Annotated in this window: 23 protein-coding genes; 13 read left to right on the top strand and 10 right to left on the bottom strand. The window is 67.3% G+C overall.

Translation table 11 applies throughout. The features are described from left to right. Window positions 1–223: 223 nt before the first annotated feature. The 4 genes from UU7_RS15390 to xth all read right to left on the bottom strand — a co-directional run bounded on the left by UU7_RS15390 (window position 224) and on the right by xth (window position 3,409). Entirely contained in the window at window positions 224–1,057 is an 834-nt protein-coding gene (locus tag UU7_RS15390; RefSeq protein ID WP_007809896.1) for a pirin family protein, read from the bottom strand. 107 nt (window positions 1,058–1,164) lie between these two features. Continuing rightward, on the bottom strand, window positions 1,165–1,911 hold the full coding sequence (locus UU7_RS15385) for a DUF4336 domain-containing protein (protein WP_007809894.1): 747 nt from the start codon (window positions 1,909–1,911) through the stop codon (window positions 1,165–1,167). A 50-nt stretch (window positions 1,912–1,961) separates the two neighbouring features. Continuing rightward, window positions 1,962–2,645, bottom strand: coding sequence for a YecA/YgfB family protein (locus UU7_RS15380; protein WP_007809892.1), 684 nt, complete (start codon window positions 2,643–2,645; stop codon window positions 1,962–1,964). Further along, entirely contained in the window at window positions 2,642–3,409 is a 768-nt protein-coding gene (gene xth, locus UU7_RS15375) for an exodeoxyribonuclease III (protein ID WP_007809891.1), read from the bottom strand. The genes UU7_RS15380 and xth overlap by 4 nt, the downstream gene beginning before the upstream one ends. A gap of 260 nt (window positions 3,410–3,669) precedes the next feature. Between xth and UU7_RS15370 the strand changes: the two genes are divergently transcribed. Next, window positions 3,670–3,879, top strand: a complete 210-nt coding sequence (locus tag UU7_RS15370) for a cold-shock protein (protein WP_007809889.1) — start codon at window positions 3,670–3,672, stop codon at window positions 3,877–3,879. 112 nt (window positions 3,880–3,991) lie between these two features. On the opposite strand, the gene UU7_RS15365 is transcribed toward UU7_RS15370, so the two are convergent. Beyond that, complete coding sequence (locus UU7_RS15365) at window positions 3,992–6,034, bottom strand: M3 family metallopeptidase (RefSeq protein ID WP_007809887.1); 2,043 nt, start codon at window positions 6,032–6,034, stop codon at window positions 3,992–3,994. Window positions 6,035–6,128: 94 nt separating this feature from the next. Here UU7_RS15365 and UU7_RS15360 point away from each other — a divergent pair, with 94 nt between their 5' ends. Further along, window positions 6,129–6,665, top strand: a complete 537-nt coding sequence (locus tag UU7_RS15360; RefSeq protein WP_007809885.1) for a gamma carbonic anhydrase family protein — start codon at window positions 6,129–6,131, stop codon at window positions 6,663–6,665. After that, window positions 6,662–6,811 (top strand): hypothetical protein, encoded by a 150-nt coding sequence (locus tag UU7_RS18480; RefSeq protein WP_007809883.1) that lies wholly within the window; start codon window positions 6,662–6,664, stop codon window positions 6,809–6,811. Before UU7_RS15360 ends, UU7_RS18480 begins: the two co-directional genes overlap by 4 nt. 13 nt (window positions 6,812–6,824) lie before the next feature. Here UU7_RS18480 and UU7_RS15355 read toward each other — a convergent pair whose 3' ends face one another. The 3 genes from UU7_RS15355 to aroE all read right to left on the bottom strand — a co-directional run bounded on the left by UU7_RS15355 (window position 6,825) and on the right by aroE (window position 8,571). Beyond that, window positions 6,825–7,367: a hypothetical protein gene (locus UU7_RS15355; protein WP_040673561.1), complete on the bottom strand. Its 543-nt coding sequence runs from the start codon at window positions 7,365–7,367 to the stop codon at window positions 6,825–6,827. 110 nt (window positions 7,368–7,477) lie between these two features. Beyond that, entirely contained in the window at window positions 7,478–7,744 is a 267-nt protein-coding gene (locus UU7_RS15350; RefSeq protein WP_040673559.1) for a YkgJ family cysteine cluster protein, read from the bottom strand. Beyond that, window positions 7,741–8,571: a shikimate dehydrogenase gene (gene aroE / locus UU7_RS15345; protein WP_007809877.1), complete on the bottom strand. Its 831-nt coding sequence runs from the start codon at window positions 8,569–8,571 to the stop codon at window positions 7,741–7,743. The genes UU7_RS15350 and aroE overlap by 4 nt, the downstream gene beginning before the upstream one ends. A gap of 120 nt (window positions 8,572–8,691) precedes the next feature. On the opposite strand from aroE, the gene UU7_RS15340 reads away from it, so the two are divergent. The 3 genes from UU7_RS15340 to UU7_RS17480 all read left to right on the top strand — a co-directional run bounded on the left by UU7_RS15340 (window position 8,692) and on the right by UU7_RS17480 (window position 9,993). After that, window positions 8,692–8,943, top strand: a complete 252-nt coding sequence (locus UU7_RS15340; RefSeq protein ID WP_007809875.1) for a hypothetical protein — start codon at window positions 8,692–8,694, stop codon at window positions 8,941–8,943. Between the two features lie 261 nt (window positions 8,944–9,204). Next, the gene (locus tag UU7_RS18685) at window positions 9,205–9,504 is read left to right on the top strand and encodes a LysM peptidoglycan-binding domain-containing protein (RefSeq protein ID WP_162098654.1); all 300 of its coding nucleotides are present in this window, start codon (window positions 9,205–9,207) and stop codon (window positions 9,502–9,504) included. A gap of 96 nt (window positions 9,505–9,600) precedes the next feature. Next, window positions 9,601–9,993: a hypothetical protein gene (locus tag UU7_RS17480; RefSeq protein WP_157582346.1), complete on the top strand. Its 393-nt coding sequence runs from the start codon at window positions 9,601–9,603 to the stop codon at window positions 9,991–9,993. A 258-nt stretch (window positions 9,994–10,251) separates the two neighbouring features. On the opposite strand, the gene UU7_RS15325 is transcribed toward UU7_RS17480, so the two are convergent. Continuing rightward, window positions 10,252–11,739 (bottom strand): RimK family alpha-L-glutamate ligase, encoded by a 1,488-nt coding sequence (locus UU7_RS15325; protein ID WP_007809870.1) that lies wholly within the window; start codon window positions 11,737–11,739, stop codon window positions 10,252–10,254. A gap of 272 nt (window positions 11,740–12,011) precedes the next feature. On the opposite strand from UU7_RS15325, the gene UU7_RS15320 reads away from it, so the two are divergent. After that, window positions 12,012–12,452, top strand: a complete 441-nt coding sequence (locus tag UU7_RS15320) for a GNAT family N-acetyltransferase (protein ID WP_238530966.1) — start codon at window positions 12,012–12,014, stop codon at window positions 12,450–12,452. A gap of 12 nt (window positions 12,453–12,464) precedes the next feature. On the opposite strand, the gene UU7_RS15315 is transcribed toward UU7_RS15320, so the two are convergent. Beyond that, the gene (locus UU7_RS15315) at window positions 12,465–13,154 is read right to left on the bottom strand and encodes a hypothetical protein (RefSeq protein ID WP_007809866.1); all 690 of its coding nucleotides are present in this window, start codon (window positions 13,152–13,154) and stop codon (window positions 12,465–12,467) included. A 112-nt stretch (window positions 13,155–13,266) separates the two neighbouring features. On the opposite strand from UU7_RS15315, the gene lptM reads away from it, so the two are divergent. The 6 genes from lptM (at window position 13,267) to hslU (ending at window position 18,044) form a co-directional block, all read left to right on the top strand. Then, window positions 13,267–13,422, top strand: a complete 156-nt coding sequence (lptM, locus tag UU7_RS18475; protein WP_157582344.1) for an LPS translocon maturation chaperone LptM — start codon at window positions 13,267–13,269, stop codon at window positions 13,420–13,422. Window positions 13,423–13,435: 13 nt separating this feature from the next. Beyond that, window positions 13,436–14,296 carry a diaminopimelate epimerase gene (gene dapF / locus UU7_RS15310; RefSeq protein WP_007809863.1) on the top strand — a complete coding sequence of 287 codons (861 nt, stop codon included), beginning with the start codon at window positions 13,436–13,438 and terminating at the stop codon, window positions 14,294–14,296. Window positions 14,297–14,378: 82 nt separating this feature from the next. After that, entirely contained in the window at window positions 14,379–15,065 is a 687-nt protein-coding gene (locus UU7_RS15305) for a DUF484 family protein (protein WP_007809862.1), read from the top strand. Between the two features lie 7 nt (window positions 15,066–15,072). Continuing rightward, on the top strand, window positions 15,073–15,960 hold the full coding sequence (xerC, locus tag UU7_RS15300) for a tyrosine recombinase XerC (protein ID WP_007809849.1): 888 nt from the start codon (window positions 15,073–15,075) through the stop codon (window positions 15,958–15,960). A gap of 108 nt (window positions 15,961–16,068) precedes the next feature. Next, window positions 16,069–16,605, top strand: coding sequence for an ATP-dependent protease subunit HslV (gene hslV, locus UU7_RS15295; RefSeq protein WP_007809848.1), 537 nt, complete (start codon window positions 16,069–16,071; stop codon window positions 16,603–16,605). Between the two features lie 95 nt (window positions 16,606–16,700). Further along, a complete protein-coding gene (hslU, locus tag UU7_RS15290; RefSeq protein WP_007809847.1) occupies window positions 16,701–18,044 on the top strand; it encodes an ATP-dependent protease ATPase subunit HslU in 1,344 nt (447 codons plus the stop codon).

Here is an 18,044-nt window from a genome sequence, read left to right as displayed (position 1 = left end):
GCTTCCCTGCACGGAAGCCACGCAGGGCGGACACTGTCCGCCGGTTCTGCTTTTGTTGCGGCTCGGCGGAAAGAGGCGGGCAATGCCCGCCTCTTTCGACAGAAGCGCGCTTCGCCCAGGCAACGCTGGACGCGTGGACCCTCACCCCAACCCCTCTCCCGCAAGGGGACTTCCTGCGGTCGCCGGGGGAGAGGGAGCAACGCGCAAGAAGCGCGTTATCTGATTAAAAGCGGCCGGCGCGGAAGTCGGCGATCGCTTCGTGGATCTGCTCGGGCGTGTTCATCACGAACGGCCCGTAGCGCGCCACGCTCTCCTTGAGCGGCCTGCCGGCGACCACCAGCAGGCGTGAGGGCTGGTCACCGCCGGCCAGCTGCAGTCGTTCGCCTTCGGACAGCACGCCCAGTTCGCTGCGCCGCAGTGATTCGCCGCCGACCAGGGCTGATTCGCCCTCGAACACGTAGGCGAAGCCGTGATGGCCGGCGGGCAGATCCAGCGTGAACTGCGCGCCGGGCTGCAGGCTGATGTCCAGGTACACCGGCGCGGTGACGATGCCTTCGACCGGTCCGCTGGCACCGGCCAGTTCACCGGCGATCACCTTCACCTCGACGCCGGCTGCCGGATGCACCACGGGAATCCGTTCCGGGCCGATGTCCTGATAGCGCGGTGCGGTCATCTTGTCCTTCGCCGGCAGGTTCACCCACAGCTGGAAGCCCCACATCAGGCCGTCTTCCTGCTGCGGCATTTCCGAATGCAGGATGCCGCGGCCGGCGGTCATCCACTGCACGCTGCCCGGGGTGAGGTCGCCCCGGTTGCCGTGGTTGTCGCCGTGCTGCATGTGGCCGGCCAGCATGTAGGTGACGGTCTCGAAGCCGCGATGCGGATGCTCGGGAAAGCCCGCGATGTAGTCGCCGGCCTGGTCGGAACGGAACTCGTCCAGCAGCAGGAACGGATCGAGCATGTCCAGCCCGGGCTGGCCGATCACGCGCTTCAGCTTCACGCCGGCGCCGTCGGAGGTGTCCATGCCGCGGATGCGGCGGGTGATGTGGCGATCGCTCATGGCTTGCTCCGGTGGAGGGAAGGACTGGCCGCCAAGATGGCCCCGTTCGAGCGTCTGTCCAAGCGCCGGCGCGGGAACGGATCGTTCCGGCAGGGGCAACGCCGGGGTCAGTCGAGCCAGCGGAATGCCCGGGCCAGCTCGGCCGGCGCGTCGTCCGGATAACAGCGACCGTGGGCGAGAATCACCCGCTGCGGCTGCCACGCCAGCATGCGCGCCAGGCAAGTGCGCGCCTCGTCCTTGCGCCCGACGTAGGTCAGGCGCAGGTCCAGCGGCGCCTTGCCGTCGGGATCGATCACGCCGCCCAGTCGCGCCATCCAGCGCATCGCTGGCGGGAGTTTTTCCGCTTCGAAGTTCTCGATCAGGTCGGCCAGGATCAGGGTTGCGCTGGCGCGATGCAGGAAGACGATTTCCTGCATCACCCGGCTGCCGCGAAAACGCAGCTGGTCAATCGTGGCGGCCCAGGCCGGAGGCGGCGCATCGTCGAGATCCGCGTCGAACGCGACCTCGATGTGCTGGCTGGCGGCGCGTTCGCGCACGCCCGGCGAGGCCCACGCCGTCGCCTGCGGATAGCGCCGTTTCCAGGCCGCGATGTGCGCGTAGTGCAGCAGGTTCGGCGACACCAGATGACGCACCGGGCCGAGTGCGTCGATCGCGGCGAACAAGGCTTCGTCGGGCGCGATCGGCGAGTGGCACCACAAACCGCCATCGGCCAGCCGCACCACCGTCATGCGGGTGGGAAACGGTGCCCGCAGCCCCAGTGCGGCCATGTGCACCAGCGGGCCGTCGACGATCCAGAGGCCGCTGGCGACCGGCTTCAGCGTGTTGAGCGGGTGGTACAAACCGACTTCGGACACGGCGACTCCGGGATAAACGGAAACGCGCCTGCAGCCAGGCAAAACCCTGTTCAGTGCACCCAGTGGCCGCTGCGCTGGCGCGGCGGGGTGGCCTCTTCCTGCTTGCCGGGACGTTGCTGCAACACCATCGTCTCCACTTCGGCTTCAGTGGCGGGTTTGGCCTGCCAGTACTGGTTGACCGCACCAAGCACGGTGGGCACCTGGGCCAGGCATTCGTCGTACTCTTCTTCGCTGAGTTTCTCGAATTCGGTGTCGGCACTGAGGATGCCCTCGTCGACGGCCAGAGCCATCACCGGACCCAGCAGTTCCATCAGTTGCGGGTCTTCGGCCAGGCGGTTTTCCCACAGCGCCGCGCGCAAGTCGATGCCGCGGCTGAAGCCCTCGCACCAGCCCGCGGCCGACAGCATCGGGCCGCCTTCCATCTCCACTTCGCCCAGGATCGGCTCATAGGCGTCGACATCGAGCTCGGCGCTGATCGAATCGTTGAGCTTGGCCAGCAAGGCCAGCACGCGATTGCCTTCGTCCTCGTCGGTGAACGGCTCGTGCAGCACTTCATGCAGCCATTCGTCGGGCAGCACCAGCAGCGGGCCCACCGCCAGAGCGCTGAGCAGGCCGTGGACGCCGTCGAGCAGCAGGTCGCCTTCGCTGGTATGCGCGCGCAGGTAGCGATCCAGTTCTTCCAGTTCGCTGTCGTCCAGCGAGCTGGGCCATTCGGCTTTCGTCATGTCGTTCATATATCCAGTTCCAGCGTCACCGGCGTGTGATCGGAAGGGCGTTCCCAGCGTCGCGGTTCGCGGTCGATCGCTGCCGCCGTGGCAGCGGATTTCAACGCCTCGCCGATCAGGATCAGATCGATGCGCAGGCCCATGTTGCGGCGGAATGCCGCCTGCCGATAGTCCCACCAGCTGAAGTGCCCGGCCTCGGGCTGGAACAGGCGGAAACTGTCATGCAGGCCGAGGTCGGTGATGGCCTTGAGCGCGGCGCGTTCCGGCGGCGAGCAGAGGATGTCCTCGCCCCAGGCCGCCGGATCATAGACGTCGCGGTCGTCCGGGCAGATGTTGAAATCGCCCAGCACCACCAGGTTCGGGTGACGCTCGTGCTCGCGCGCCAGGAACTCGCGCACTTTCGCCATCCAGTCCAGCTTGTAGGCATATTTTTCGTCGCCGACCGCCTTGCCGTTGACCACGTACAGGTCGACCACCCGCAGACCGCCGACAGTCGCCGCCAGGATGCGGCGCTGCGGATCATCGAGGCCGGGGATGTCGGTGATGATGTCGGCCGGCTCCTCGCGGGCCAGGATCGCCACCCCGTTGTAGGTCTTCTGGCCGGAATACACCGCCCGGTAGCCGGCGGCAGCCAGCTCGTCGACCGGGAACTTCGCGTCTTCCAGCTTGGTTTCCTGCAGCGCCACCACGTCCGGCTGCGCGTCAGCCAGCCACTGGGTCAGGTGCGGCAGGCGCACTTTCAGCGAATTGACGTTCCATGAGGCGACTTTCATCGGGTCATTGTACGGGGAAGCGCCGGAACGAGGCAGCGCAGGCGGGCCGTGGCGACGCGACTTTCGGGGGCAAGGCGGCGGTTTCGATGAACGGAAACGCGGGTTCGGGGACGTTTGCCTGAAAAACCCAGCAAACCGCCGAAATACGGTGTATGCTGGTCGAGCAAGAGTACCGCGTAAAGGCGACCGCTTGCTTCTATTGCGGTTCGGCGCACGCCGCCAAGGGCCGCAAATCATCCATGCTTCAAAGGTAATGTTACATGTCGGATCGTCAGAGCGGTACAGTCAAGTGGTTCAACGACGCCAAGGGTTTTGGCTTCATCACCCCGGAAAGCGGTGACGACCTGTTCGTGCATTTCCGCGCGATCCAGGGCACGGGCTTCAAGTCCCTGCAGGAAGGCCAGCGCGTCACGTTCGTCGTCACCAAGGGCCAGAAAGGCCTGCAGGCTGAGGAAGTCCAGGTTGCCTGATTCCCCCGGGAATTGAGCGGTCTTGAAGAAACCCGCTTCGGCGGGTTTTTTCTTGCCCGGCGTCTGGACTTTCCCGGACAACGCCGCGGCGATGGCCGCGGCGTTGCGTCGGTCAGAGCAGCCCGTGGCTGCGCAGCAGCGCCTCGGGTTCCGGCTTGCGGCCACGGAAGGCGATGAAGCTTTCCAGTGCCGGCCGGCTGGCACCCACCGACAGGAACTCGGCGCGGAAGCGCTCGCCGGTGGCGCGATCGATGACGCCATGTTCCTCGAACTCGCCGAACGCATCGGCGCTGAGCAGTTCGGCCCACAGATAGCTGTAGTAACCGGCGGCGTAGCCACCGGCGAAGATGTGGCTGAAGCCGTGCGGAAAGCGCTGCCAGGCCGGCGGATGCAGCACGGCCACCTGCTTGCGGACCTGCTCCAGCACCGCCAGCGTGCGCGCGCCTTGCGTCGGCTCGTACTCCAGGTGCAGCAGGAAATCGAACAGGGCGAATTCCAGCTGGCGCACCAGGAACAGTCCCGCGTGGAAGTGGCGCGCGGCCAGCATGCGCTCGAACAACGCATCCGGCAGGCGTTCGCCGGTCTCGTAATGCCGCGCGAACAGGTCCAGCGCCTCGCGGTTCCAGCCGAAATTTTCCATGAACTGGCTGGGCAGCTCCACCGCGTCCCATTCGACGCCATCGATGCCGCCGATCGAGGGCAGCGCGATCCCGGTCAGCAGGTGGTGCAGGCCGTGGCCGAATTCGTGGAACAGGGTCAGCACGTCGTCATGAGTGAGCAGGGCCGGCTTGCCCTCGGTCGGCGGCGCGAAATTGCAGGTGAGGAAGGCCACCGGCAGCTGCTTCCGGTCGCCGTCGTCGAAACGGGCGCGGCACACATCCATCCACGCGCCGCCGCGCTTGCCATTGCGCGCGTACAGGTCGACATAGGCGCCGGCGAACACCTGGCCATCGGCATCACGCACGTCGTAATAGCGCACGTCCGGATGCCATACGTCGACGCCATCGCGCACGGCGAGGGTGATGCCGTAAAGCTTTTCGGTGAGGCCGAACAGTCCATCGATCACGGCCGGCAAGGGGAAGTACGGCTTCAGCTGCTCCTCGTCCAGCGCGTACTCGCGCTGGCGCAGCTTCTCCGACGCATAGCCGACGTCCCACGGTTCGAGGTTGTCGAGCTGCAATTCCTCGCGGGCAAAGGCGCGCAGGGCGGCCAGTTCCTGTTGCGCCACCGGCTTGGCGCGGGCGGCCAGGTCGTGCAGGAATTCCAGCACCTCGGTCGGCGAGCCGGCCATCTTGGTCGCCAGCGACTCCTCGGCGGCGTTGGCGAAGCCCAGCAGGCCGGCCGCCTCGTGGCGCAGCGCCATGATCTGCTCGATGCGTGCGCTGTTGTCGAACTTGCCCGCGTTCGGGCCCTGGTCCGAAGCGCGCGTCTGGTACGCCCAGTAGACCCGTTCGCGCAGGCCGCGGTTGTCGGCGTAGGTCAGCACCGCCTGCACGCTGGGCTGCTTCAGGGTGACCAGGTAGCCATCCAGCTGCTGGTCTTCGGCGTACTGGCGCAGCACCGCGCGACCGGAATCGGGGATGCCGGCGAGATCGCGCTCGTCGGTGACGTGTTCGTGCCACGCCTCGCTGGCATCGAGCACGGCGTTGGAAAATTCGGTCGAAAGCCTGCTGAGCTCGACGCCGATCTCGCGGAAGCGCGAGCGTGCCGGCTCTTCGAGCGCCACGCCGGACAGGCGGAAATCCCGCAAGGCGTGCTCGACCAGCGCACGCTCCGGCCGTGGCAGCGACGGAAAGTCCGCCGCATCGGCCAGCGCCTGCACCGCGGCGTACAGCTCGCGGTTCTGGCCCAGTTCGATCGCGTGGTCGGTGAGCTTCTCCTCGGCCGGCGCGTAGACCTCGCGCAGCGCCTCGCTGTCGGCGACGGAATGCAGATGTGACACCGGCGCCCATGCGCGCGCCAGCCGCTGCTCCAGCCGCTCCTGGGTCAGCATCACGGTGGCGAAGTCGCGCGGCGAGGCGGGCGCCAGCAAGGCGTCGATGCCGGCGCGATAGTCGGCCAGGATGGACTCGACGGCCGGCAGCACGTGTCCGGGGCGGATCTGCGAGAACGCCGGCAAGGTATCGTCAGCCAGCAGGGGGTTGTCGTGACTCATGAACGCTCCTTTGCGATGCGCCAGCGTGGCAACCGGACGGGGCGAAATCAAGCGCGGCGACGTGACGACGCGGCCCCGCCGCTAGAATGCCCGGATGAACTCCTTGCGCAGCTTCCAGGGCGTCACGCCCACCCTCGGTCAACGCGTCTACGTCGATCCGGCCGCCAGCGTGATCGGTGACGTGGTGCTCGGCGACGATGTCTCGATCTGGCCCGGCACGGTGCTGCGCGGCGACGTCCACCACATCCGCGTCGGCGCAAGGACCAGCATCCAGGACGGCAGCGTGGTGCACGTGGCCCACGCCGGTCCGTACGGTCCGGGCTTTCCCTGCCTGATCGGCGAGGGCGTCACCATCGGCCACGCCGCCGTGGTGCATGCCTGCACCATTGGCGACTACTGCATGATCGGCATGCATGCCACCGTGATGGACGGCGCGATCGTCCACAAATACGGCTTCGTCGGCGCCGGCAGCCTGGTGGCGCCGGGCAAGGTGATCGGCGAGCGCGAGCTGTGGCTGGGCAACCCGGCGCGGTTCGTGCGCCTGCTCAGCGACCGCCAGATCGAGCAGCTGCATTACTCGGCCGACCATTACGTGCGGCTGAAGGATCGCTACCTGGCCGGGGTCGAATGACCGCACCGCGCGCGCTGTTTCCGCGCAGCTGCAACCGGCTGCGCCGCAAGAAGGCGATCTGCCTCGACCTCACCGACCACTGCGCGTTCATGCAGCCGGAGCCGGGCGTCCTGCTGTGGCGAAGGGCGGAACCGTCGCTGCGTTGACGGCCATGCCGGCTCAGCTTCCCGCAGCCCTTGCCTGGCGGATGCGCTCCGCCTCCGCCTCGTGCTGCTTCGTCATGAGGTTGCGCGCGGCGGAAAGCTTGCCGCCAAGCAGGGCCAGCGTGAAGTTGTCGCTGTCGAACTCACGCAGCAGGTCGATCTCGCGCCGCGCCTCTTCGAGGTCTTTCCGGTTGATGGTGCGTTCGATCTCTTCCGAGGCGCGCACGAACGATTCGCGCAGGGCCTCGTGGGCGGTCAGGTTTGCCGGCTCCAGCTGCAGCACGCTGAGGTAGAACTCGAACGCGTTGCTGCCTGCCGGCGCCACCAGTCGACCGTCCCGCATCGCGTCGCGGGCCAGCCCGAGCAGGATGCCGGTGCCGCTCTGCGCATCGTCGGTCGATGCCTCGCTCACCCAGCCAGTCGACAACGCGGCGTCCTCGATCGCGGCATTCGCCGCCGCCTGGCCATGCCGGAAAATCCCGACAGCCGCGACCAGCACCAGCAAGGAGACAAGAGCAAGCGCGTGTCGATGCGACACGGCGGAAAGGAAGCGGGACATAACACCTGCTGCACAAGCGATGGCCGCGCACTGGAGCCTCCGTCATCGACGCGCTCCCGGCGGGTGGCGGCATCTTGGCGGCGATTTGTTGCAGTCGTGTGGCGCGGCGCTCACGTCGTCGCCGTGGCCGCTTCCAGTCGCGCCAGCCACGCCAGCGCATGGGCGCGATCCTTACCGCACATCGCCGGCTCGGCGCGCAGGCTGCTGCACACCGCCGGGCGCTCGGGCCGGCCGAAGATCGCGCAGCGGTTGTCGTCGGTGAGTTGCACGCAGCGCAAGCCGGCCGGCTTGCCGTTCGGCATGCCGGGAATCGGCGAGGAGATCGACGGCGCGATGCAGCAGGCGCCGCAACCGATCCGGCAAATCGCCGAACTCACGCGGCTTGCTGACGCAGGGACTGATAGACCGGTTCGGTCTCGGGGCGCCGGCCATGCCACAACTCGAACGCGTCGGCCGCGGTTTCCACCAGCATGCCGAGGCCGTCGACGGCATAGCGCGCACTCGCCGCCTTGGCCCAGGCCAGGAAGCTGCCGGCGGCGGAGCCGTAGGACAGGTCGTAACACAGCGCACGCGCGCCGATCAGCGAAAACGGCAGTTGCAGCGCCACGCCCAGCACGCCGGCCGAGGTCGCGTTGACGATCAGGTCGTAGCTGCCGATATGGGCCAGGTCGTCCCAGTAGCGCGTGTGCGCACGCGCCGGGTCGCCGATCGCGTCGGCCAGCACATCGGCCGCTTCGGGCGAACGGTTGACGATGGTCAGCGTTTCCACGCCGGCGTCCAGCAGGTTCCACGCCACGCCATGCGCGGCGCCGCCCGCGCCCAGCAGCAGCGCGGTATGGCCGCGCAGGTCCAGGTCGTGGCGCTCGGTGATGTCGCGCACCATGCCTGCACCATCGGTGTTGTGTGCCGCCAGCTCGCCGTCAGGCAGCCGGGTCAGCACGTTCGCGCTGCCGGCGCGGGTGGCGGCCGCGCTGCGCTGGTCGGCCAGCGCGAAGGCGGCGGCCTTGTGCGGCAGGGTGACGTTGGCGCCGCGACCGCCGCTGGCAAAGAACCGCCGCACGGCCTCGGCGAAATCGGCCGGGGCCGCGTCGACCGCGCGGTATTCCAGTTCGATGCCGAACTGTTGCGCGAACGCCTGGTGGATGCGCGGTGACAGCGAATGGCTGATCGGATGGCCGAATACGGCGAACTGGGCGATGGGCATGCGATTCCCCGCAGGATGTCTGGCCACTATTCTACAAGCCGGATTTTTGGGGAAGCGAAGTCGCAGGTGATGAGATGGCGGTCCGGCAACTTGCGGACAACCTGTCCGAGGAGAGCTCCCATGCGCATGCCCGTCCTGCCCTCGCCGCGCCACCTGCGCCTGCTCGGCGCCGCCGTGCTCTGGTTGCTGGGCGGAACCCTGTTGCTTCTGAGCATGCTGGTGCCAGCTCATACGGAGCTGCTCGGCTGGACGCCGGCGTTCTGGCTGTGCGGCGCGCCAATGATCGTGGTGCTGGTGCTGGAGCCGACGCTGCCGCGGCAGGTGCTGGCGTTGTGCCGACCGCAGCGACGCGCGATCCGCCGCGCCATGTGACCCCGGCGGATTGTCCGGCCGGTTCCTTGCAGGGCAGCCGGCGAGTCGATATCTGCCTACGACTTTTCAGTATTCCCGCAGCAGCTCCAGCGCCACCCTCGACGTTGGCGTTCAACGTCGCAGGACGGCCCGACGTGGCCGGTATCCGGCACCGGCTCGGCGCCCGGGTGCAATGATCCAGGGCCGGATCAGTTGCTGTCGGGAGCGCCGGCGTCACGCCTGATTCTTCCGGCCTGGAAGCAGCCGCTGACCAGGAAGGCCGTGCGCACGACGCCGCTTTACAACATTCGCGCAGGCGTGGGTTATCTGCTGCTCAAACTCGCAGGGTTCGAGGTGAAGGACGTGCTCGACAAGGACAACACGATCCACCAGCTGACCGTGAAGGCTGGCGACAGCTTCGACAAGCTGGCGCATGCGCACGGAAGCACGGTTGCGGTCATGCAGGCATGGAACCCCGGGGTGCGTGGGCTGCACCCAGGCCAGGTTCTGAAATATCAAAAGGCCCCGCCAGACGGTCGCGGGATGGCGGGCTGCCACCACGGCAAACGTCGCCATGTATGACGACGCGGCCTGCGCGAAAAAGCTGGATTTCGCCCTGTCGGTCATCCAGCAGGGCAACGTGCCGCCATGCCGGCCGTGATCCGACGCAGGATGGCCGTGCTGGCGGGCCTGATCCTGCTGGTCGGTTGCGCCAACGCGGGCGATGCCATGCTGACTGGCCAGTTCGAGGGAAGCGGCCGGCAATGTCGGGGCGTCCTGTTGGTGCAGGCCAGGATCATCGCGTGGCACACCCCGTTTGCGAGCTGTGCAAGAACAGCCTACGAAGTGCTCGACCAGCCCGCCGTTGGCGGCGCGACGCGCAGGGTCTTCCTGTTGAAGCCGGGTTCCGCCTGCGCCTTCGCGGTGATTTCGCTGGAGCGGGATGCCGAACATCCGGAATACTGGAATGCCACGGGCTACCGTTCGCGCCAGGATTACGACGACGGCAGCGACGACACGCTGCGTTGCAATCTCACCAGGAAGGAAATCGCGTCAGCGTCGCCCCGCTGACGAAGGGCGTCTGCCTGAACCCGCCCGTTGCGCACGGGACATCGCGGGAACCGTCGAGGCGCCATCGGCCCCGACCCGCCCTCTGCACGAGACGATCGTCCTGCGCTCAGCGCCTGTGAAGAAAGCCACTTCCTGTGGTTTCCTTCTATCGCGAGTCCGGTACACGCCCGGACTCGCTCACATGAAACAGTCACTTGCATGACTGCTTCATGCTCGGTCATCCATGGCCGACCTGAGAGGTTGAAAACTCACAACCTCTCAGCGCGCGCTGCCGCCCTGGCGCTTGCGCTCCATCCGGCGCAGGAACTCCTGCATGATGCGCGAGTACAACTCGTCGCCGAGATGGGCGTCCTCGACGCCGGCATCGATCGACGGATTGTCGTTGACCTCGATCACCACAGGCTTGCTGCCGACCTGCTTCAGGTCGACGCCGTAGAGGCCATCGCCGATCGGCTGGGTCGCCTTCAGCGCCAGCTTGACCACCTCGGCCGGCGCGTCCTTCACCGCAATCGTCTCGAAGCCGCCGGACTTCGCGGTGCCCTTGGCGCCGTGGTTGTAGATCTGCCAGTGGCCGCGCGACATGTAGTACTTGCAGGCGTACAGCGGCTCGCGGTTGAGCACGCCGATGCGCCAGTCGAATTCGGTGTAGACGTATTCCTGCGCCAGCAGCAGCGCGCTGTGCTGGAACAGGCCGCTGGCCGCGGCGGCCAGCGCCGCCTCGTCCTCGACCTTGACCACGCCCCGCGAGAACGAACCGTCCGGGATCTTCAGCACCAGCGGGAAGCCCAGCTTGGCGACGACTTCCTTCATGCCCTTGCTGTCGTCGCGGTAGAGAATTTCCGTACGAGGGACAGCGAGCTTGCGCGAGACCATCAGGTCGTTGAGGTAGATCTTGTTGGTACAGCGCAGGATCGAGCTGGGGTCGTCGATCACCACCATGCCTTCCTTCTCCGCGCGATGGGCGAAGCGGTAGGTGTGGTTGTCCGAGGCGGTGGTCTCGCGGATGAACAGACCGTCATATTCGGCCAGCCGCTGGTAGTCGTTCTTGCCGATCGGGTCGACCTCGATGCCGAGTTCCTTGCCCGCGTCGATGAAGGCCTTCAACGCCTTCTTGTTCGACGGCGGCATCTTTTCCTTCGGATCGACCAGCATCGCGAGGTCGTAGCGGAACTGCCGGCGCGCACGCGGCTTGCGCCACAACTTGCGCGAGAAGCGATCGAGCTCCTCGGCGAAGGCGTCTTCCTGGGCGTCGTCCAGCGTGTGCAGGCCGACCGGCTTGATCGAGCTGACCTGCCACACGCGGTCGCGCTCGAACTCGATGCGCAGCAACGGGCAGGGGAACATTTCGAACACCTGCCGGGCCAGGTCCTGCAGCGCCGGGTAGGCGGTCTCGCCGAAGTAGACCAGGATGCCGAAATCGGTGGTGTCGCGCCCGCCGGCAGGCAGGAAGTGGGTGAGCTTCTGGTTTAGGTCGTCGATGTCCAGGCCGTACAGCGAGCGCCGGCGCAGGTCGTTCACCGTGCGCACCGACGGCATCACCTTGTGCCCGCGCGCCTCGGCCAGCAGCGACACGTAGTAGCCGGTGCCCAGATATTTGTAACTGCGGCACAGGTTGATCACGTGGGTGCGCTCGTCGTCGCCGCCGACCGGCTTGCGCAGGTAGTCCATCGCGCTCATGACATCGACGGACGGATAGTACGAGCCCCAGTCGGAGGCTTTTTCGACAACGATGACCAGACGGGTCATGACACCACTCAGGCGATGCGGCGACGGCGGACAGGCCTGCGTGGGCAGGGCGGTACGTGCAAGTCGCGCAGTTTGGCACAGCAACCACGCTGCACAAGGGCAGGCGCTGAAGCGTGACTAAACGGCACGAAGGCACTGCGATGCGCACCTTCCGGCCCGCCGGCTGCTAGAGTCCGCGCGTGCCGACTCAAACGCCCCTAGCCTCACCCGACTCCGCGCGCCGCGTCGTGGCGGAATCCGCCGATGTGCCGCCCGTTCCCGCCGGCGCGCGCGTGCGCCGAGCTGCCTCGTCCGACCTGGACGAGCTGGTCGCCCTGGAACAGCGCAGCTTCAGCAGCGACCGACTCAGCCGCGCGCAGTATCGCCGCCACCTGGACAGCGATACCGCGATGATCCTGGTCGCCACCGGCCACCCTCGGCCGTTGCTGGGCAGCGCCGTGCTGTTTTTCCGCAAGCGCAGTGGCGTGGGTCGGCTCTATTCGCTGGCGACCCGGCCCGAGGCACGTGGCCAGGGTGTCGGTGCAGCCTTGCTCGAAGCGGTGGTGAATGCCTGTCGGCATCGCGGCTGCCGCGCGCTGCGACTGGAAGTACGCACCGACAACGCCGCTGCGATCGGCTTGTACGAGCGCGCGGGGTTCCAGCGCATCGGCCGCTACGAGCGCTACTACCAGGACGGCGCGGACGCGTGGCGTTATGAAAAGTCGCTGGACTGAGCGCCGGTCCGTTCAGCCACCCAGCGGCTGCCCGATGCGCCGCTCGGTCGCCTCGTCCGGCCGCGCCACCAGCGCGCCGGTGCGCATCAGGCTCACCGTGTAGTGGCCCTGGTCGACCAGCGGCAGGAACGCGCCACTGCCGTAGACCGTGTCCACCTCGGGCAGCCAGCGCGGATACTGCTTCTTGAGGTCGAGCAGGTCGAAGCGGCCGTTCTCGCTGAAGTCGATCACCGTGCGCGGCGCGTTCATTTCCTGCGCCGCATCGTCATAGCGGCCGGACAGGCGGTCGATCCGGTACAGCGGCGGCACACCGGCCAGCAGCGCCGGCAGTTTCCATTTCAGCACCACGGCCTCGATGCGCCACTGGTCTCCCGCCAGTTGCACCTGGCGCGTACTTCCATCCGGCCAGTTGAGGGTGACGTCCCAGCGCTGCGGCGACAGTATCCGCGCGTCGATCTCCACCACCGGCGCCTCTTCGCCCAACAGGCGGTAGCCGCGCAAGGCATAGCCGGCGCCGGCCAGCAGCAGGGTCAGGGCGAGGCAGGTCAGGCAGAGCAGCGCACGCCAGCTGGCCGCCAGTCGACGACCGCCTTGCAGGCGCTGACGCACGGCCACCAGTTGCACCAGGGTGGCCAGTGCAAGCACGGCAGCCAGCACCAGCAGCAGGGTCGTCGGCAAGCGCAGCAGGGTGGCCCAGTCCATCGTCTTAATCCTCGTCGCCGCGGCCGGCGACCTGCGTCGGCATGATAACCGGCGCCCGCTGAGCGGGGTGCCCGGCCTCGCTATACTGCGCGAATCCACAGGAAATCCCGCCATGTCCCGTACCCTTTCGCTGCTGGCCTGCTGCCTCGCCCTCGTCCTGCTTGCCGGCTGTGGCAACAAGGGCCCGCTGGTGCTGCCCAGCCATCCCGCCACCGCTTCCACCGCGACGGCGCCGGCGACGGTTGCACCGGCCAGCCAGCCACGCTGAGCGGCACGACCCGATGCAGCTGCGCTTCTCCAAGATGCACGGCATCGGCAACGACTTCGTCGTGCTGGATTGCCGGCAGCATCCTTTTCCGCTGAACCCGGAACAGATCCGTGCGCTGGGCGATCGCCATGTCGGCGTCGGTTTCGACCAGTTGCTGAGCGTCGAGCCCGCGCGCGATCCGTCCTGCGCGTTCTACTACGGCATCTGGAATGCCGATGGTTCGCCGTCGGGCCAGTGCGGCAACGGCGTGCGTTGCGTGGCGGCGTGGCTGCATCGCGCCGGCGCGCTGGCGCTGGGCGAGCAGGTGATGATCGAAAGTCCTTCGGGGCCCGTGACGGTACGCCTGCTGGACGCCCACGAGGTGACCGTGGACATGGGCGAACCCATGTTCGAACCCGCGCGCATTCCGCTGTCGGCCGAGGCGAGGGTGGATCGCTACGAGATCCTCGCGGGTGATCGAAGCGTCGAGTTCGGCGCCGTCTCGATGGGCAATCCCCACGCGGTGGTGAGCGTGGCCGATCTGGCCGACCCGGCGCTGGAGCAGCTCGGTCCGCTGCTGACCAGCCATCCGCGGTTTGCCGAAGGCGCCAACGCCGGCTTCGTCCTGCAGCTGGACCGCACGCAGTTGCGTCTGCGCGTGCACGAACGCGGCGCCGGCTGGACGCGCGCCTGCGGCACCGGCGCCTGTGCCGCGATGGCGGTGCTGCACCAGCGCGGCGAGGTGGGCGACTCGGTGAGCGTCGAACTGCCCGGCGGCAAGTTGCGGATCGATTGGGCCGGCCCCGGCCATCCGCTGTGGATGACCGGTCCGGCCGCCTTCGTGTTCGAGGGCGAATGGCCGGTTCCCGCGGTCGACGGCGACCGGGGCGGTTGAAGCGCGCCCCGGTCCATCGCACACTCGCGCCAGGCGGCACGCATCCTGCGCGTGCCCCGGAACGGTTCGAGGAACTCCGCGCATGACCGCAACCCTGCTCGACGATGCCACCCAGGCCCGGGTGGTCGCCGCTTACCTGAAGCGCCATCCGGAGTTTCTCAGCGAGTATCCCGAGCTGGCGGCCAAGCTGACCATGCCGCGCCCCGAGGGCGCGGTGGCCTCGCTGGCGGTCTATCAGCTGCAGAGCCTGCGCGACAAGAACGCGGAACTGGAACGCCAGCTGGCCGAGCTGGTCGCCATCGCCGCCGAGAACGAAAAGCTGATGGAGCGTGTCCATGCGCTGACCGTGGCCCTGCTGCGGGCGAACACCATGGAGGTCACCGTGCGCACGGTCATCGCCAGGCTGTCCGCGGATTTCCACACCGAGCAGGTACGCCTGCTGCTGTTCGGCGACGAGCCGCAGCTGCCGCGCACCGACTGGATGCAGCAGATTCCCGAAGGCGCCAGCGCACTGCCGGAATTCAGCGAGTTCCTGCACAAGAACGAACCCGTGTCCGGACGGCTGGCGAGCGAAAAACTCGTGCGCCTGTTCGGCGTCGATGCCCCGCAGATCCATTCGGTGGCGATGATGCGGCTCGGCGACTGCGGCATCCTGGCCATCGGCAGCGCCGACCCGGACCGCTTCCAGCCGGGCATGGGCACGCTGTTCCTGAAGATGATCTCGGCCACCATCACCGCGGCGCTGGCGCGCTCACGGGACATCTCCTGAGCCGGCGATGACGCCCGAACAACAGGTCGAACGCTGGCTCGGCCGCCTCGCCGAAGAACGCCACGCTTCGCCGCACACGATCGCCGGCTACCGGCGCGACCTGGCCAAGCTGCTGCGCTTCATGCAGGAGCAACGGATGGCGTCGTTCGATGCGCTGGACGCGAACCGGATGCGCACCTTCATCGCCGGCGAGCATCGCGACGGGCTGGCACCGAAGAGCCTGCAACGCCTGCTGTCGTCCTGCCGCAGCCTGTTTCGCCAGCTCACCCGCGAAGGCCAGCTGGCGAACGATCCGCTGCTCGGCGTGCGCGGCCCCAAGGTGCGCCGCAAGCTGCCCCAGGTGCTCGACGTCGACGAGGCCACCGCCCTGGTCGAAACCGACAGCGGCGGCCAGCTCGCCGTGCGCGACCGCGCGATGCTGGAACTGTTCTATTCCAGCGGCCTGCGCCTGTCCGAACTGGTCGGCCTGCGCTGGCTCGACCTCAACCTCGACGATGGCGAGGTGCGCGTGCTGGGCAAGGGCGGCAAGACCCGCATCGTGCCGGTCGGCCGTCACGCCGTGACGGCGCTGCGCGCGCTCGGTGCGGAGCAGGGCATGCCGGCCGACGGCCCGGTGTTCCGCGGCCGCGGCGGCGCGCCGATCAATCCCCGCACGATCCAGCTGCGCATGAACAAGCTGGCGCTGCAACAGGGCATCCCGAAACACATCCATCCGCACCTGCTGCGTCACACCTTCGCCAGCCACATGCTGGAATCCTCCGGCGACCTGCGCGCCGTGCAGGAACTGCTCGGCCACGCCGACATCGCCACCACCCAGATCTACACCCATCTGGATTTCCAGCATCTGGCCAGGGTCTACGACGCCGCGCATCCACGAGCCAAACGCAAACCGTAAGCTGTGCTCCCTCCCCTGCATGCAGGGGAGGGAGCTTGACCACCGACATTGAAGCATCCCGGCCATGGCCCCATCTCATCCGCTCAGACATCCTCTTGCGGAGCACCCATGGAATCGTTTCACGCCACTACCATCGTCTGCGTGCGCCGCGACGGCCGCGTCGTGATCGGCAGCGATGGCCAGGTCACCCTTGGCAACACGGTGATGAAGGGCAACGCGCGCAAGGTGCGCCGGCTCGGCAAAGCCGGCGAGGTGGTGGCCGGTTTCGCCGGCGCGACGGCCGATGCGTTCACCCTGTTCGAGCTGTTCGAACAGAAACTGGAAAAGCACAACAACAACCTCACCCGCGCCGCGGTGGAGATGGCCAAGGAATGGCGCACCGACCGCCGCTTCGGCAAGCTCGAGGCGATGCTCGCGGTGGCCGACAGGGAAACCTCGCTGCTGATCTCCGGCAACGGCGACGTGGTCGAACCCGAACACGGCCTGATCGCGATCGGCTCGGGTGGCCCATTCGCCCAGTCCGCGGCGATGGCCCTGCTGGAAAACACCGAACTGGATGCCCGCACCATCGTCGAGAAGGCGCTGAAGATCGCCGGCGACATCTGCATCTATACCAACCACAACGTCAGTATCGAAGAGCTTTGAGGCGGGAACGGGGAACAGGGAACGAGGAACGGCAAACCGCCGACCGCTGTCCCCTGTTCCCCGTTCCCTGTTCCCCGTTCCTTTGAGTAAAGCCCATGTCCGAACTCACTCCCCGCGAAATCGTCAATGAACTCGACCGCTACATCATTGGCCAGCATGACGCCAAGCGCGCCGTGGCGGTGGCGCTGCGCAGCCGCTGGCGGCGTATGCAGTTGCCGGCCGAGATGCGCAACGAGATCACCCCCAAGAACATCCTGATGATCGGCCCCACCGGCGTGGGCAAGACCGAGATCGCGCGACGCCTGGCCACGCTGGCCAACGCTCCGTTTGTGAAAGTGGAGGCAACCAAGTTCACCGAAGTGGGTTACGTGGGCAAGGATGTCGAATCGATCATCCGTGACCTGGCCGACGGCGCCTACAAGCTGACCCGCGAGCAGGCGGTCAAGCGCGTGCGCTCGCAAGCCGAAGACCGCGCCGAGGATCGCATCCTCGACGCGTTGCTGCCGCGCCGGCAGTCCCAGCCGAGCGACTGGAGCCACGACGCCAAGCCCGAGCCCGCCATCGAAAGCGACACCCGCCAGAAGCTGCGCAAGCAGTTGCGCGAAGGCACGCTGGACGAGCGCGAAATCGAGCTGGATTTCGCCATGAACGTGGGCGTGGAAATCATGTCGCCGCCGGGCATGGAGGAGATGGGCGCGCAGCTGCGCCAGATGTTCCAGAACATCGGCGGCGCCAAGACGCAGAGCCGCAAGCTGGCGATCAAGCTGGCCCGGCCGCTGCTGATCGACGAGGAAGCCGGCAAGCTGCTCAACGACGAGGAGATCCGCGCCCAGGCGATGGAAAACGCCGAGCAGAACGGCATCGTCTTCATCGACGAGATCGACAAGGTGGCGCAGCGCAGCGACCACGGCCACGCCGGGGTCAGCCGCGAGGGCGTGCAGCGCGACCTGCTGCCGCTGGTGGAAGGCTCCACCGTGTCGACCAAGTACGGCCCGATCAAGACCGACCACATGCTGTTCATCGCCTCCGGCGCGTTCTCGCTGGCCAAGCCGTCCGACCTGATCCCCGAGCTGCAGGGCCGGTTGCCGATCCGGGTCGAGCTGTCCGCGCTTTCCGTGGACGACTTCAAGCGCATCCTGCGCGAACCGCACAACGCGCTGACCAAGCAGTACGTGGCCCTGCTGGGCACCGAGGGGGTGGGCATCGAGTTCTCCGATGCCGGCATCGACCGGCTGGCCGAGGTGGCCTTCCAGGTGAACGAACGCACCGAGAACATCGGTGCGCGCCGGCTGCACACCGTGATGGAGCGGCTGCTGGAGAAGATTTCCTTCGAGGCGGCGGACAAATCCGGCGAAAAGTACCTGATCGACGCCGAACATGTAGACAAAAACCTCGGAAGCCTGGTCCTGGACGAAGACCTCAGCCGCTACATCCTCTAG

Source organism: Rhodanobacter spathiphylli B39 (genome assembly GCF_000264295.1).
GTDB classification, from domain to species: Bacteria; Pseudomonadota; Gammaproteobacteria; order Xanthomonadales; family Rhodanobacteraceae; genus Rhodanobacter; species Rhodanobacter spathiphylli.
Note: the sequence above shows the minus strand (reverse complement) of the source record. Positions and strands in the feature narration are given on the sequence as shown.

Bases quoted from the DNA above. Each gene is read 5' to 3' on its own strand.
- UU7_RS15390 (WP_007809896.1), bottom strand. From the start codon at position 1,057: ATGAGCGATCGCCACATCACCCGCCGCATCCGCGGCATGGACACCTCC.
- UU7_RS15380 (WP_007809892.1), bottom strand. From the start codon at position 2,645: ATGAACGACATGACGAAAGCCGAATGGCCCAGCTCGCTGGACGACAGC.
- xth (WP_007809891.1), bottom strand. From the start codon at position 3,409: ATGAAAGTCGCCTCATGGAACGTCAATTCGCTGAAAGTGCGCCTGCCG.
- UU7_RS15370 (WP_007809889.1), top strand. From the start codon at position 3,670: ATGTCGGATCGTCAGAGCGGTACAGTCAAGTGGTTCAACGACGCCAAG.
- UU7_RS15365 (WP_007809887.1), bottom strand. From the start codon at position 6,034: ATGAGTCACGACAACCCCCTGCTGGCTGACGATACCTTGCCGGCGTTC.
- UU7_RS15360 (WP_007809885.1), top strand. From the start codon at position 6,129: ATGAACTCCTTGCGCAGCTTCCAGGGCGTCACGCCCACCCTCGGTCAA.
- UU7_RS18480 (WP_007809883.1), top strand. From the start codon at position 6,662: ATGACCGCACCGCGCGCGCTGTTTCCGCGCAGCTGCAACCGGCTGCGC.
- UU7_RS15355 (WP_040673561.1), bottom strand. From the start codon at position 7,367: ATGTCCCGCTTCCTTTCCGCCGTGTCGCATCGACACGCGCTTGCTCTT.
- aroE (WP_007809877.1), bottom strand. From the start codon at position 8,571: ATGCCCATCGCCCAGTTCGCCGTATTCGGCCATCCGATCAGCCATTCG.
- UU7_RS15340 (WP_007809875.1), top strand. From the start codon at position 8,692: ATGCGCATGCCCGTCCTGCCCTCGCCGCGCCACCTGCGCCTGCTCGGC.
- UU7_RS15325 (WP_007809870.1), bottom strand. From the start codon at position 11,739: ATGACCCGTCTGGTCATCGTTGTCGAAAAAGCCTCCGACTGGGGCTCG.
- UU7_RS15315 (WP_007809866.1), bottom strand. From the start codon at position 13,154: ATGGACTGGGCCACCCTGCTGCGCTTGCCGACGACCCTGCTGCTGGTG.
- lptM (WP_157582344.1), top strand. From the start codon at position 13,267: ATGTCCCGTACCCTTTCGCTGCTGGCCTGCTGCCTCGCCCTCGTCCTG.
- dapF (WP_007809863.1), top strand. From the start codon at position 13,436: ATGCAGCTGCGCTTCTCCAAGATGCACGGCATCGGCAACGACTTCGTC.
- UU7_RS15305 (WP_007809862.1), top strand. From the start codon at position 14,379: ATGACCGCAACCCTGCTCGACGATGCCACCCAGGCCCGGGTGGTCGCC.
- xerC (WP_007809849.1), top strand. From the start codon at position 15,073: ATGACGCCCGAACAACAGGTCGAACGCTGGCTCGGCCGCCTCGCCGAA.
- hslV (WP_007809848.1), top strand. From the start codon at position 16,069: ATGGAATCGTTTCACGCCACTACCATCGTCTGCGTGCGCCGCGACGGC.
- hslU (WP_007809847.1), top strand. From the start codon at position 16,701: ATGTCCGAACTCACTCCCCGCGAAATCGTCAATGAACTCGACCGCTAC.